This is a genomic window from Streptomyces sp. NPDC054813 (genome assembly GCF_053611365.1).
This window is the reverse complement of record NZ_JBSHAF010000022.1, coordinates 22339-35788: the sequence shown is the minus strand read 5'-3', so window position 1 is coordinate 35788 and position 13450 is coordinate 22339. Positions and strand designations below refer to the sequence as shown.

At 71.5% G+C, this 13450-nt stretch carries 7 protein-coding genes; 5 read left to right on the top strand and 2 right to left on the bottom strand.

What is annotated here, in order from left to right; genetic code table 11:
- Positions 1-190: 190 nt before the first annotated feature.
- Positions 191-1414 carry a serine hydrolase domain-containing protein gene (locus ACWGJB_RS35395; protein WP_453384137.1) on the bottom strand — a complete coding sequence of 408 codons (1224 nt, stop codon included), beginning with the start codon at positions 1412-1414 and terminating at the stop codon, positions 191-193.
- A gap of 330 nt (positions 1415-1744) precedes the next feature.
- On the opposite strand from ACWGJB_RS35395, the gene ACWGJB_RS35390 reads away from it, so the two are divergent.
- From ACWGJB_RS35390 to ACWGJB_RS35370, 5 genes are all read left to right on the top strand, one after another.
- Positions 1745-3526, top strand: coding sequence for a M4 family metallopeptidase (locus tag ACWGJB_RS35390; protein WP_453384136.1), 1782 nt, complete (start codon positions 1745-1747; stop codon positions 3524-3526).
- Between the two features lie 216 nt (positions 3527-3742).
- Positions 3743-4933, top strand: coding sequence for an ROK family protein (locus ACWGJB_RS35385; RefSeq protein ID WP_453384135.1), 1191 nt, complete (start codon positions 3743-3745; stop codon positions 4931-4933).
- Positions 4934-4964: 31 nt separating this feature from the next.
- On the top strand, positions 4965-6761 hold the full coding sequence (locus tag ACWGJB_RS35380) for an alpha-galactosidase D (protein ID WP_453384134.1): 1797 nt from the start codon (positions 4965-4967) through the stop codon (positions 6759-6761).
- Between the two features lie 114 nt (positions 6762-6875).
- Positions 6876-9221: a glycosyl hydrolase family 95 catalytic domain-containing protein gene (locus ACWGJB_RS35375; RefSeq protein WP_453384133.1), complete on the top strand. Its 2346-nt coding sequence runs from the start codon at positions 6876-6878 to the stop codon at positions 9219-9221.
- Positions 9218-10450 (top strand): SGNH/GDSL hydrolase family protein, encoded by a 1233-nt coding sequence (locus ACWGJB_RS35370; RefSeq protein WP_453384132.1) that lies wholly within the window; start codon positions 9218-9220, stop codon positions 10448-10450. Before ACWGJB_RS35375 ends, ACWGJB_RS35370 begins: the two co-directional genes overlap by 4 nt.
- A gap of 18 nt (positions 10451-10468) precedes the next feature.
- Here ACWGJB_RS35370 and ACWGJB_RS35365 read toward each other — a convergent pair whose 3' ends face one another.
- The gene (locus tag ACWGJB_RS35365) at positions 10469-13336 is read right to left on the bottom strand and encodes a helix-turn-helix transcriptional regulator (protein ID WP_453384131.1); all 2868 of its coding nucleotides are present in this window, start codon (positions 13334-13336) and stop codon (positions 10469-10471) included.
- Positions 13337-13450: the final 114 nt, after the last annotated feature.

The window sequence follows — 13450 nt, the reverse complement described above, 5'->3', positions numbered from 1 at the left end:
CGCGGCAGGTGCTGCCGTGGCGAGCGCTCCTGTGGCCGGTGCCGCCGTGGCCGGTACACCGGTGGCCCGCGCCTCCGTGGTCGTGGCACCCGAGGCGGAGCAGGTGCCACCTCTCCCACAGCGGACGAAGTGCCGCCGCTCCCGCGCTGAGCGGGTTGCCATCACCACCGCGATGGGCCAGGACCCGTCGCTACTGCTCCCGCGGCGCGGCCGGCGCGATGTCCTCCCGTTCGAGGGGTGTCCCGGCGCTTCGCGTCGCCGTCGCCGTGGTCCCGCGCTTGCCGCAGAACGCCGGCTCCAGCGTGTCCGCCAGCGTGTTGAGCACGGTCGAACTGTTGGAGGCGTTGGCCAGCGCGGTCAGGCTGCGCGTGCCGTCCTTGGTGGTGAAGGCGTACGTGTAGTAGCCCTGCACCGCGCCCGTGTGGCCGTACACCGAGATCCCGCAGGACAGGTCGCGGCGGCGCAGCCCCAGGCCGTAGGAGGTGGTGGAGTTGACCCGGGTGAAGCGCTCCATCTCCGCGAGGCGGGCGGCCGACGTCAGCTTGCCCCGGACCAGCGCCGAGTAGAAGGTGTCGAGGTCCTGGGCGGTGGAGATGATGGCGCCCGCGCTCTGCGCCCAGGACACCGTCTGGTCCGTCGCGTCGACCGCCGTGGCGCCGGCCTTGTCGGCGGTGAGGTAGCCCTTGGCGTGCTGCCCGGGGATCTTCGCGTCGGGGTGCACGTAGAAGGTGTCGCGCAGCTCCAGCGGCTTGAAGATGCGGTTCTCGTACTCGGTACGCACGCTGTGCCCGGTGAGCTTCTCGATCAGCATCCCGGCGACCACGAAGTTGGTGTTGGAGTACGAGTAGGCGGCCCCCGGCGCGTTGGTGCGCGGCTTCTTCAGGGCGAGGTCCACCAGCTGGCGGTAGGTGAAGACCTTGTTCCGCACCGCCTCGAACCCCGACACGCTGCTGGCGAACAGGTCGTTGGTGTAGTCGTACAGACCGCTGCGGTGGCTGAGCACGTGCCGCACGGTGATGCGGTCGTCGGGCAGCAGCCCCGGCAGATAGCGGTTGACCGGTGCGTCCAGGGCGAGCCTGCCCTCGTCGACCAGTTGCAGCAGGACGACCGCCGAGAACGTCTTGGTGACACTGCCGACGCGGAACCGGTCGCCGGTGGTGATGGCACGCCGGGTGGTCCGGTCGGCCACGCCCCGCGTCGTCTTGTAGACCTTCGTCCCGTCGTCGATCCGCGCCATCGCACCGGGCGCACCCTTCGCCACCACCGAGTTCAGCACCGCGGCCATGCCCGCGGTGTCCGGCGCCGGCAGGGCGGCGGCCGGCCGGGGCTCCGCTCCCGCCTTCATGGGCGCCGCCTGGGCCGGTACCGCGAGCAGCGACAGCGCCACCGCTCCGAGCACCGCACTTCTGCTCATCTTTGCCGAGACCATCCGGACCCAGCTCCTCTCTGTCTGCCTCCGATGCGAGATGGGTCACATTCGGTTCGGGGAACCCTCTCGCATCCCGTCACATCTCCACAGTCGACGCACAGTTGGTCACTCCTCGGTCACCACGCGGTGCGGAATCGCAAAGTATTGCCACGAAACGCAAGAAAAGCGACGAACTGCGCTTTACATGGACATGACTCGTCCGGAAGGGTTGCGGCCGGGGGCCCGACCAGCCCCCCTTGGCGCCTCGACGGCGCCGTGCCGCAAGGCGGTCGGTGATCGATGCCCGCCGTCTTCGAACGTAAGGAACCCTGACCAGTGCGTAGCGCGCACATACGCAGCGTGGCGGTCGCCGTCGCCGTGACGACGGCCGCCACGGCCCTGTCCGGTACGGCCTTCGCCGGTTCCACCACGGGGGTGGAGCAGCAGGCCGCGGCCGCCGCCACATCGGCCGCGCAGGTGGTGACCGCGGCACGGACCGCGGCCTTCGCCCACGCCTCGGCGACCGGAGTCGGCGCGGGCGACCAACTCCAGGCACAGGACGTGATGATCGACCCCGAGGGGGCGCGTCATGTCCGCTTCGTCCGCACCCACCGGGGCATGCCGGTGCTCGGCGGCGATCTCGTCGTCCATCTTTCCCGTCGGTTGACCTACACCGGCGTCACCCGAGCTGCCGACCACGCCGTCCGGCCCGCCACCACCGAGGCGAAGCTGACGGCCCGCCAGGCCGAGGCGAAGGCCGCCTCCGCCGCCGACGGCGACGCCGGCGCCGCCGCACTCGTGGTGGATGCCCGCGGCGGTGCCTCCGCCCTCGCCTACCAGGTGACGGTCGACGGCTCGGACGGCTCCCGTACGGTCGTCGTCGACGCTCTCACCGGCACGGTGCGCAGCAACACGCCGGACAACGACGAGTTCCTCTCGCCCAAGGTGCTGGAGAGCCTCCGCGAGCGCGGCGAGACCCTGGACCCGGCCACCGGCATCGGCGCTCACGCCGACGCCTTCGCCGGCGCGTCCGCCTCCGCCGCCGCCCGCTACCCGGCGACCGCGCACGGCTTCGGCAAGTCGCTCTTCGTCGGCAAGGTCCCGCTCACCACCACGCAGACCGCCCGCAAGAGCTTCCTGCTCAAGGACCCGACCCGCTACGGCACCGAGACCCGGGACGCCAAGGGCAAGGAGACCGAGAGCTTCGCGCAGGGCGCCAAGTTCACCAGCACCACCGACAGCTGGGGCAACGGTGCCACCAGTAGCCGGGGCAGCGCCGCCGCCGACGCCCAGTACGGCATCACCAAGACCCTGGACTTCTACAAGAAGACCTTCGGCCGCAAGGGCATAGCGAACAACTCCAAGCCCGCCCGCGCCATGGTCCACTGGGGCAAGAAGGTCGGCAACGCCTTCTGGGACTCGGACTGCGGCTGCATGCTGTACGGCGACGGTGACGGCCAGGAGATCAAGAAGCCGCTGGTCGTCCTCGACGTCACCGGCCACGAGCTGACCCACGGCGTGGTGGACGCGACCGCGAAGCTCGAACCGACCCGTGTCGACAACGACGGCAACCAGTACGGCGAGCCGGGCGCACTGAACGAGTCGCTGGCCGATGTCTTCGGCTCGAACGTGGAGTTCTCCGCGAACAACCCGAAGAACCCGCCGAACTACCTGCTCGGCGAGAAGCTCGGCCTGCAGCAGAAGTTCCTGCGCCGCCTCGACCACCCCTCGCTCGACCGCCTCGAAGGCACGGTCGACTACTGGTCGCCCGAGGTGGCGGACGCCGAGGTGCACGCTGGCTCCGGTGTCTCCTCGCACGCGTACTACCTGCTCGCCGAGGGCAGTGGCCGCAAGAAGATCGGCGCCACCACCTACGACTCGCCGACCTACGACGGTTCCACGGTCCAGGGCATCGGCCGCGCCAAGGCCACGGCGATCTTCTACCGCGCCCTGACCCGGTACATGGTCTCCTCGACCGACTTCCACGACGCGCGGATCGCGACGCTGAAGGCGGCCAAGGACCTCTACGGCGCGAGCGGCGTCGAGTACCGCACGGTCGACCAGGCCTGGGCCGCGGTCAACGTCACCGAGGCCAACACGCCGGCCGCCCGCCGCTGACGGGCACGCCACACCGCTGATCCGGGTGCCCTGTCGGGGGGCCGGGCACCCGGATCGCTCCCACCGGTGGAACCGGATCGAAGTCGCTGGTGGAACACGAGCCAACGCCCCCACGTCACCCGCCATTTGAAGGCCACGGCAGCCTCACAGTCAACCTTCAGGTGATTCCTGTTTCTTTTATTGACAGCGGAAAATAAGCCACCTAAGTTCCCGGCCATGCGCTCCACCTCCCGTGCCGAGACGTTCCCGGCCCACACGCCGGCCGTCTCGCAGATCTTCACCGCGGTCCTGTCCCACGGCCCCCTCACCCGACTGGAGGCGGCCCGCCGGGCCGGCCTGTCGGCGGCGGCCGTGACCAAGGCCGTCCGGCCGCTGCTGGCGGCCGGGTATCTCGCGGAGGACGCCGACGGCGAGGCCCGGCCGGCCCTCGGCCGCCCCGCCAACCTGGTGCGGGTCGACGGCGGGCGCGCGCTGTTCATCGGGGTCAAGGTGACCGGCGACGAGGTCATCGCCGTCCTCACCGACCTGTGCTGCCGGATCCGGCTGGCCCGCCGGCTGCCGGTCACGGACCGCACCGCCAAGGCCGTCCTGACCTCCATCGCCGAACTGACCCACGAACTGCGCACCGAGGCCGAGGACTTCGGCGCCCCCGTCCTCGGCCTCGGCATCGCCGTCTCCGGCGACGTGGACCGCGCCGAGGGGGTCGTGCGCTACTCGCCCTTCCTCGACTGGCGGGACGTGGCCCTGGCCGAACTCGCCGCCATGACGACGGGGTTGCCGGTCGTCGTCGACAACGACGTACGTGCCCTGACCGTCGCCGAGCAGTGGTTCGGCGCCGGGGTCGGGCTCTCCGACTTCGCCGTGGTCACCGTCGGCGCAGGCATCGGCTGCGGACTGGTGATCCACGGCCGGCTGGTGGCGGGCGCGCACGGGGTGGCGGGGGAGATCGGCCATGTGGCCATCGACCCGACCGGACCCCTGTGCCACTGCGGCAACCGCGGCTGCGTGGAGGCGATCGCCGGGGACGCCGCGATCGTCACCCGCATGCGCGAGGTGACCGGCCGCCAGGTGACCGACTCCGCCGAGGCGGTGGCCCTGGCCCACGAAGGCGTGCCCGGAGCGCGGGAGGTGTACGCCGGCGCCGGTGAGGCCATCGGCCGGGGCATCGCCACCGTGGCCAACCTCTTCGGCCCCGAACGCGTGATCATCTCCGGCGAGGGACTCGCCGCCTACGACCTCTTCGCCGAGCAGATCCTCGACTCGTTCACCGCGGCCGCCTTCGGCTCCGCCGCGCAGTGCGACGTACAGACCCGTCCACTCCCCTTCGAGGAGTGGGCGCGCGGGGCCGCGGCCACCGCGATCCAGTCCTTCATCACCTCGTCTCCCACCCCAATGGGCAAGGGCTGAGCCGCCCAAGACCCCGAACCCTGGAGGGCCCATGCGGTCACCTTCGCAATCTGTCCTGCCCGTACGCGGGCTGAGAACCGTCCTCGTGCTGGCACTCACCGCGGCCTTCGCGGCCGCCGTACCGGCCGCCCAGGCCCAGACGCCCGCCTCGATCGCCGCCAAGCCCTACATGGGCTGGTCCAGCTGGAGCATGCAGTCGTCCAAGTACCCGGGCCTGAACGACCAGGGCGACTACAGCTATCTCACCGAGGCGAACGTCCTCAAGCAGACCGACGCCATGGCGAGCAAGCTGAAGAAGTACGGCTACGAGTACGTCAACATCGACGCCGGCTGGTGGATGGACTGGAGCTGGAAGTCCGGCTACGACCAGTACGGCCGCCAGAAGGCCGACTCCGCCCGCTTCCCCAGCGGCATGAAGGCCGTCGCCGACCACATCCACGCCAAGGGCCTCAAGGCCGGCATCTACCTCCCGGCCGGTCTGGAGAAGGGCGCCTACGGCGACGGCAAGACGCCGATCTGGAACGCCGACGGCTGCACCACCGCCGACATCGTCTACGACGACCTGCGCACCACCAACGGCTGGGACAGCGCATACAAGATCGACTTCGACAAGCCGTGCGCGCAGAAGTACATAGACTCCCAGGCCCAGTTGATCGCCGGCTGGGGCTATGACTTCCTCAAGCTCGACGGCGTCGGCCCCGGCTCCGGCAAGAGCGGCGACCAGTACAACAACGTCGCCGACGTGGCCGCCTGGAACAAGGCGATCACCGCCACCGGCCGCCCGATCCACCTGGAGGCCTCCTGGTCCCTGGACTTCGGGCACGCCGCCGACTGGCAGAAGTACACCAACGGCTGGCGCATCGACACCGACGTCGAGTGCTACTGCAACACCCTGGTCAGCTGGGAGAACTCGGTCGACGACCGCTGGGACGACACCCCGGCCTGGACCGGCAAGGCGGGCCCCGGCGGCTGGAACGACCTCGACTCCCTCGACGTCGGCAATGGCGCGATGGACGGCCTCACCAAGGCCGAACGGCAGAGCTACGCCACGCTCTGGGCCATCGCCAAGTCGCCCCTGTTCACCGGCGACGACATCACCAAGCTCGACGACTACGGCGTCTCGCTGCTGACCAACCGCGAGGTCATCGGCATCGACCAGAGCGACAACCCGCCGGCCCGGCCCATCACCCCGTCCGACCCGCAGCAGGTCTGGGCCGCGAAGAACGCCGACGGCACCTACACGGTGGCCCTGTTCAACCTCGCGGACTCGCCCGCGGCGGTCACCGCCGACTGGACGGCCCTGGGCTTCGCCGGCAAGGCGTCGGTACGGGATCTGTGGAACCGCGAGAACCTCGGTTCGTACCCGAGCAAGATCACCGAGGCGCTGCCGGCGCACGGCTCGCGTCTTTTCACCGTGACGCCGAAGGGCAGTGCCCTTGCCTCCACCGGGTATGAGGCCGAGGCGAGCGGGAACACGCTGAGCGGCAACGCCTCGGTGGCCGGTTGCGACGCGTGCTCCGGGCAGAAGAAGGTCGGAAACCTCTACCAGGGCGGCAAGCTGACCTTCAACAACGTGGTGGTCGACAAGGCCGGCACGTATCTGGTGAAGGTCGCGTACGTCAGTGGTGACTCGCGGTCGGCCACGATCTCGGCCAACTCCGGGGGCGGTACGAGTCACAAGTTCCCGTCCACCGGGGACTGGGGGACCGTTTCGACGGTGAGTGTGCCGGTGACCCTGAAGGCCGGTGCGAACACGATCAGCTTCGACAGCGGGTCGGGGTACGCGCCGGACGTCGACCGGATCGGCGTTCCCAAGTCTCCCCGGTAGTCGACTCGGTACGTGCGTCGTCGGGAACTGCCGGCCGGTGGGGGCTGGTCGCGCAGTTCCCCGCGCCCCTGAAGGGGCGCGTTGTATCGCCCCTTACTTCAAAAGGACACCGTCATGCAGAATCACCCCAGCAGACGTAGCTTCCTCGCCCTCGCCGCGGCCACCGGAGCCCTCGCCGGGCTCCCCTCCTTCACCGCTTCCGCCGCCCCGCTGCGGTCTTCCGAGCCGCTCGCCTCCTCCCGTCACCAGCTCTGGTGGCAGGCGCCCGCCGACGACGGGTCGATGATCACGCAGGGTCTCCCCGTCGGCAACGGCCGACTCGGCGCCCTCGCGAGCAACGACCCCGGTCGTGAACTTCTCCTGATCACCGACGCCACCCTGTGGACGGGCGGTCTCAACGACACCCTCGACTCGGACGGCCAGTTCCCCTACGGGCGCGCCGACTTCGGTTCGCTCACCCTGCTGGCCCGGCTCGTCGTCGAGATACCCGACCACGACCTGGGCGCCGTCTCCGACTACCGCCGCACCCTCGACCTCGACAACGGCGTGGTGACGGCGTCCTACGTCCGCTCCGGAGTGACATACCGGCGGCAGATCTTCGCCAGCCGCCCCGACGACGTGATCGTGGTGCACTTCAGCCAGGACGGCGGCGGGCGCTACACCGGCACCCTCACCTTCGAGGGCACCCACGGCGAGACCGGCGGCACGGCCGAGTCGTTCGCCGGGTCCTTCGCCAACGGGCTGAAGTACGGGGCCGCCGTGAACGCGTACGGCAGCGGTGGCAGCGTGCGGGTGAGCGGCTCGCACATCACCTTCACCGACTGCCGGGAGCTGACGGTCGTACTCAGCGGTGGTACGAACTACGCGCCGGACGCCGCAGCCGACTACCGCGACCCGTCCCTCGACCCGCGGGCGCTCGCCCGCACCAAGGTCAAGACGGCCGCCCGGCACTCGGCGGACTCGCTGCTGCGTACCCACGCCGCCGACCACCGGGCGCTGTTCGGGCAGTTCGACCTGTCGCTCGGCACCTCGACGGCCGACCAGCGCGAACTCGACACCTGGGCGCGCATCCAGGCCCGCGCCGACACCGGCGACCCCGACCCGGAACTGGAGGCCGCCTACGCCCAGTTCGGCCGCTACCTGATGATCGCCGGGTCGCGCGACAGTCTGCCGATGGGCCTCCAGGGCCTCTGGCTGGACGGTAACGACCCGGACTGGATGGGCGACTACCACACCGACATCAACATCCAGATGAACTACTGGATGTCCGACCGGCTGGGTCTGTCCCAGTGCTTCGACGCCTACACCGACTACTGCGTCGACCAGCTCCCGTCCTGGACGGACCTCACCCAGCGGCTCTTCCAGGACTCCCGCAACCGCTACCGCAACTCCAGTGGCAAGGTGGCCGGCTGGACCGTCGCCATCTCCACCAACCCCTTCGGCGGAGGCGGCTGGTGGTGGCACCCGGCGGGCAACGCCTGGCTCTGCCAGAGCCTCTGGGAGCACTACGAGTTCACCCAGTCCCGCGCCCACCTGGAGAAGATCTACCCCCTCCTCAAGGGCGCCTGCGAGTTCTGGGAGGCGCGGCTGCTCACCACCACCCTGGACGACGGGAAGGAGGTGCTGATCGCGGACAGCGACTGGTCGCCGGAGCAGGGACCGCTGGACGCCAAGGGCATCACCTACGCCCAGGAACAGGTGTGGATGCTGTTCGGCAACTTCCGGACTGCGGCTGCCGAGCTGAAGAGGGATGCTGGATACGCGGGCACCATCGGCAAGCTCCGCGACCGCCTCTACCTGCCGGTGGTGAGCCCCAAGACCGGCTGGCTGGAGGAGTGGATGTCCCCGGACAACCTCGGCGAGACCACCCACCGCCACCTCTCGCCGCTGATCAACCTCTTCCCCGGCGACCGGATCCGCCCCGACGGCTCCACCCCCGCCGACATCGTCAAGGGCGCCACCGCCCTGCTCACCGCCCGCGGCATGGACAGCTTCGGCTGGGCCAACGCCTGGCGCTCGCTGTGCTGGTCCCGGCTGAAGGACGCCGACAAGGCCTACCAGCTCGTCGTCAGGAACCTCCGCCCGTCCAGCAACGGCAGCAACGGCACCTCACCCAACCTCTTCGACATCTACGAGGTCGAGCAGGGCCGGGGCATCTTCCAGATCGAGGCCAACTTCGGCACCCCGGCCGCGATCCTGGAGATGCTGCTGTACTCCCGCCCCGGTCACCTGGAACTCCTGCCCGCCCTGCCCGCCGCCTGGGCCGCCTCCGGCAAGGTCACCGGGGCGGGGGCGCGCGGCGGCTTCGTCGTCGACCTGAGCTGGCGCGACGGCAAGCCGACCGAGGCCCGGATCCGCAGCGTCGGCGGCCGCACGACGACGGTCGCCTACGGCGGCAAGTCACGGACGGTCACGCTGAAGCCCGGCGCTTCCGTCACGCTGAAGGACCTCGCGCGGTGACCGGCCGGTTCGCGCGCCTCCTCGGCCTAGCCGCCGTGTTACTGGCGACGGTCGCCTGCCAGACCGGGCCCGCCCAGGCGGCACCCGGGTGGGAGCCCTCCTCCGGGGCAGCCGTCTCCGCCCGGCACGACGTCGTCACCTGGGGCGCCAGCGCCGACCAGATGGGACAGGGCACCGCCGACCGCGGCTACCGGCTGGTCGTGCACACCAGCGCCGCCGGCAGCGGACTGCGGGTGCGCCTGTCCAACGCCTTCGGCGAGCGGCCGCTGACCCTGGACAGCGTCTACGCGGGACTGCAGAGCCAGGGCGCCGCCCTCAAGCCGGGCAGCAACAAGCGGCTCACCTTCGACGGCGCCCGCACGGTCACCGTGCCGGCGGGCGCCACCGCCTGGAGCGACCCGCTGCCCGGCAGCCTGCCCGCCGGCAGCAACCTGGTCGTCAGCCTGCACAGCCCGGACGCGGCCGGCCCCGCCACCGGCCACTGGATGGCGATGCAGACCTCCTACGCCACCCAGGGCGATCACACCGCCGAGGAGAGCGCCGCCAACTGGACGGAGACCACCGGCTCCTGGTGGTACCTGGACTCGGTCTCCGTACGGCCGTCGAACCCGGCCACCGGGGCCGTGGTGGCGCTCGGCGACTCCATCACCGACGGCTGGGCGTCCACCACCGACCTCGACCGCCGCTGGCCCGACTACCTCGCCCGCCGGCTCCAGAAGGCGGACACCGAGGTCAAGGGCGTGGCCGATGAGGGAATCTCCGGCAACCAGGTCCTCGCGGACGGCGCCGGGCAGGCGGCCCTGCACCGGCTGGACCGTGACGTCCTCAGCCAGCCGGGCGTCCGTACCGTCTTCCTCTTCGAGGGGGTCAACGACATCAAGGCCCACACCGGGGTCACGGCGGCCGACCTGATCACCGGTTACCAGGAGATCGTCCGGCGGGCGCACGCGGCCGGCAAGTGCGTGGTCGCCTCGACCGTCGGCCCGTTCGAGGGCTGGTCTGAGTGGGACCCGGCGGGCGAGGCCGTACGTCAGCAGGTCAACCAGTACATCCGCACCAGCGGGGAGTTCGACGGGACCGCCGACTTCGACCGGATCCTGCGCAGCCCCTACGACCAGGCGCGGATGCTGCCGTTCCTCGACGGCGGCGACCACATCCACCCCAACGACAAGGGGATGCAGGCCATGGCCGACTCCGTCGACCTGGCCGGCCTCGACTGCGACCGCTGAACCCGTGTACTGCCCTGATCACCCCTGGGCCGTCGGCTCCGGGGTGATCAGGCCCTCGCGATAGGCGATCGCCACCGCCTCCGTACGACTCGCCGCGCCCACCTTGGCGAGGATGTTGGAGACATGGACGCTCGCCGTCTTGCCGGTGATGAACAGTTCCTCGCCGATCTGCCGGTTGCTGCGGCCGAGTGCCAGCAGCCGCAGCACCTCCCGCTCACGGGCGGTGAGCGGGGAGACCCGGACCTCGGCGGCCCGGCCGGGGAGCGCGTCCAGCCACTCCAGCAACGCCACGGCCCGCAGCGCCACGGCCGTCTCCCGCGCCGCCCGCGCCTGCTCCTCGGCCTCCGCACGCCGACCGTCGGCCGACAGGGCCTCGGCATACCGGAGCCGGACCCGAGCCAGCTCATAGACATCGGCGTGCGCGAACGCGGCCACCGTCTTCTCCCAGGCCGCCGCGTCCGGCCCGGACACCGCGCGGGTCCACTCCGCCTCCGCGCGCGCCAGCCAGGCCTGCCCCTCCGGCCCCTGCCGGGCGGCCGAGACCCGGGCCGACTCCACCAGCTCGCCGGCGAGGTCCGTCCACCGGCCCTCGCCCCCTGTGCCGCGCACCTCGGCCGCCCGGTCCGCGACCGCCGCCAGTGCCAGTGCCGCCAGCCGGACCGTCACGTCCGCAGGCCGCCCCGACTCGTCGGTCAGCGCCGCGACCGAGTCCCGCATCAGCGCCACCGCCTCCTCCGGATCACCGCGCAGTGCCGCCGCGTCGGTGAGCACGATGCCCCCCACGAGCCGGCCCATCCAGTCGAAGGGCTCCCCGAGCAGGGCCCGGCCCTGCTCCACGATATCCGGCTCGCCGCGGGCCAGCGCCACGTACAGGGCGGGCCCCCGGGCAAAGCCGGGCGCCGGGTCGGCGCCGGCCGAGCCCACACACTCGTCCCAGTTCCCCAGCGTGTACAGCACCAGCAGCCGCAGATACCGCATCTCCGAGGCGTACGGCGAGGACAGCAGCCCCGAGCGCCGGGCCCGGTCGAGTCCCTCGTTGATCCACGGCAGGCAGTCCTGGAACTCGCCGGCCTCGAAGCACCCGATGGCCAGGGCGAACAGCGCGCGTATCTCCACCGGCGCGTCCCCGGCCGACCGGGCCAGCTCGCGGGCCTCCCGGAGCAGTGCACGCCCCTCCAGGCTGCGGCGGCCGCCGCCTTCGAGGCGCGCCAGGGAGATCAGCAGGTCGGCCCGGGCCGCGGTGGCGCCGATCCGCTCGGCGACCTCCAGGGCCTGCCGGGCCACCCGCAGCGCGGTGGCGTCGTCGCCGATCTGGCGAGCCGCCATCACATGGGTGGCCGCCGCCCACACCCAGGTCCGCGAGGGCGGATCGGCGGGGATCATCGCGAGCGCCTCGCTGCTGTAGGCGAACGCGGCGGCGAGGTTGTCGACGGTCATCAGGTTCCCGGCGAGCGTGTAGCGCACCCGGGCGGCGAGTTCGGGATCCGCGTCCTGTCCGGTGCCGGCCAGCGCGGCCCGGGTCAGGGACACCGCCCGGTGCGCGTCACCGGCGTGCGCGGCCGCCGCCGAGGCCCGCAGCGTCAAGGTCACCCGGTCCAGCCCCTCACCCGTGGGCCGCGCCTCGCACGGCACGGCCGGCCACAGGTCCAGGGCGGTCTCCAGCTGTCGCAGCTCCTCCGCCGGGGCACCCACCCGCCGGGCGTGGTCGGCGGCCTCCAGGGACGCGGCCAGCGCCTCCGGCAGATCGTGGCTCTCCCGGTAGTGGTGGGCCCGCTCGGCCGCCGTCGCTGCGTCGCCCCCGCCCTCGGCGAGCAGCCTCGCGAAGGTGCCGTGCAGCCGCGACCGCTGACCCGGCAGCAGATCGGCGTAGACCGCCTCCCGTGCGAGAGCATGCCGGAAGGTGTACGTGTCCCCGTCACCCGGGACCAGCAGCTGCCGTCCGACCGCCTCCCGCAGCGCCGACTCCAGCTCCTCCTCCGGCAGCCCGACCGCGTCCCGCAGCAGGTCGTGCCCCACCCGGCGCCCGGCGACCGCGGCCGTACGCAGCACTTGTTGGGCCGTCTCCGGCAACTGCTCGACCCGGATCAGCAGCAGGTCGGCGAGCCCGGTGGGCATCCCCTCCGTGTCGGCGGCGGCCACCAGCTCCTCCGTGTAGAAGGCGTTGCCCTCGGCCCGCTCGACGATGTCCCGCACGGCCGTGTCCGACAGCGGCCGCTCCGTCAGGGCCCGCACGAGCCGTGTCACCTCGGCGTCGGCGAGCGGCCGGAGCTCAAGACGCTCCACGGCGGGCAGCCGCACCAGCTCGGCGAGGAGCGGCCGCAGCGGATGCCGGCGGTGCAGGTCGTCCGCACGATAGGAGGCCAGTAAGGTCAGCCCCCGGGCGGGTCCGGTCCGGCTGAGCAGAAACCGCAGCAGGTCCCGGGAGGACTGGTCGGCCCAATGGAGATCCTCCAGGACCAGCAGCAGCGGCGTGGTCGCGGCGAGGTCCGCGAAGAGCCCGGTGACCCCCTCGAAGAGCCGCAGCCGCGCGTCCGCGTCCCGGGCGGCGTCCGACCCGGCACCGAGCAGCCGGTCCACCACGGGATGCGCCGAGACGACCGCGGCGAACCGGGCATCGGCGGCCAGCATCCCGAGGATCTCGGTGAAGGGCAGATACGGCAGCCCCACATCACCGAGATCGACACAGTGCCCGATGACGACGGTGGTTCCGGCGGCAGCCGCCCGGTCGGCCACCTCGTCCAGAAGCCGGGTCTTCCCGACCCCGGCATCCCCGGCGACGAGCACGGCCTGCCCACTGCCGTCCCGGGCCCGGTCAAGCACCCTGGCGAGGCGGGCCAGTTCGCCATCGCGCCCGATCAGGGGAGTGGAAAAGGATCTCTGCGACACGCCCCCATCCTCACACGCAGTGCCGACAGTTCCTTTTTGAGAGGGGCGACGGAAGCCACCCAAGGGGCGCGGGGCCGTACCGACGTGCGGCTCCGCCGCGTGGGCGCGACCAGC

Bases quoted from the DNA above. Each gene is read 5' to 3' on its own strand.
- ACWGJB_RS35395 (WP_453384137.1), bottom strand. From the start codon at position 1,414: ATGAGCAGAAGTGCGGTGCTCGGAGCGGTGGCGCTGTCGCTGCTCGCG.
- ACWGJB_RS35385 (WP_453384135.1), top strand. From the start codon at position 3,743: ATGCGCTCCACCTCCCGTGCCGAGACGTTCCCGGCCCACACGCCGGCC.
- ACWGJB_RS35380 (WP_453384134.1), top strand. From the start codon at position 4,965: ATGCGGTCACCTTCGCAATCTGTCCTGCCCGTACGCGGGCTGAGAACC.
- ACWGJB_RS35375 (WP_453384133.1), top strand. From the start codon at position 6,876: ATGCAGAATCACCCCAGCAGACGTAGCTTCCTCGCCCTCGCCGCGGCC.